Here is a 1,004-nt window from a genome sequence, read left to right on the forward strand (position 1 = left end):
CTTGGCATCGAAGGTACGGCAGTGCCCATCCGGCGACAGGATGCCTTCCGGCTCGTAGACGTAGCCGGAGGCCTGCGGAACCTGGACGCAGGCGCCCCCGGCCAGCGCCATGTCGCAGCGGTAGCTGATCAGGTTCTGGCAGGCGACGTGGACAGCGACGAGCGAGGTGGAGCAGGCGGTCTGGACGGTGAGGCTGGGACCGCGCAGGCCGAGCTTGTAGGCCACGCGCGTCGCCACGAAGTCCTTATCGTTCCCCAGCGCGGCCTGGTACCCCGAGGCACCGGCCAGCAGCTCCGGGTGGCCGTACAGGTTGTGCAGGAGATAGGTGTTCATGCTCACACCGGCGAAGACGCCAGTGCGGTTGTCGGCGGCGGGAGCCCCATGGCCCGCGCGATCGAGTGCTTCGGCGGCGCACTCCAGGAAGAGGCGCTGCTGGGGATCCATGGTGGCGGCCTCGCGGGGAGCGAGGCCGAAGAACGAGGCATCGAACTGGTCGATGTCCGCGAGCACGCCCCGGGCGGGCACGTAGTCGGGCTGGCCTCGCAGGGAAGCGTCGACGCCGGCGGCGGCCAGCTCCGCGTCGGAGAAGAAGGAGACGGACTCGGCGCCCGCGCAGAGGTTCTCCCAGAGCGCTTCGATGCTCCGCGCACCGGGGAAGCGCCCGCTCATGCCGATGATGGCAATGGTCTCCATGCCATCCTGGGGACCCTCCTCGACCAGGCTATCCATTCTTCTTCCCTTCCTTCATGCGCATCAGCAGTCGCTTCTGTTGATCCATGACCTGCTTCTGTTTGGTGGCCCGCTCCTGATGCTTCTCGATCGAGGGCTGCTCGGAGCCGTCACGGCTCAACAGCTTCGCGAGTGAGCGGATGGTGGGAGCCTGGAAGAGCTCGACCAGCGGAACGTCGAGCTTCAAAGCCTCGCGCAGCTGCGCGTGTAGCTGGACCATCAGCAGCGAGTTGCCGCCAAGGTCGAAGAAGTTGTCGTGGATGCCGACCTTGTCG

General features: G+C 66.7%; 2 protein-coding genes. Both read right to left on the reverse strand.

The window, feature by feature from the left end; genetic code table 11:
• Nucleotides 1-693: beta-ketoacyl synthase N-terminal-like domain-containing protein (locus ACLEQD_RS44160; protein ID WP_410391895.1), on the reverse strand; the 693-nt coding region annotated here is incomplete at its 3' end.
• Between the two features lie 28 nt (nucleotides 694-721).
• Nucleotides 722-1,004 (reverse strand): phosphopantetheine-binding protein (locus ACLEQD_RS44165; RefSeq protein ID WP_410391896.1); only part of this gene is annotated, 283 nt, incomplete at its 5' end.

It is taken from the genome of Corallococcus sp. 4LFB, from assembly GCF_046520365.1.
Classification (GTDB): domain Bacteria; phylum Myxococcota; class Myxococcia; order Myxococcales; family Myxococcaceae; genus Corallococcus; species Corallococcus caeni.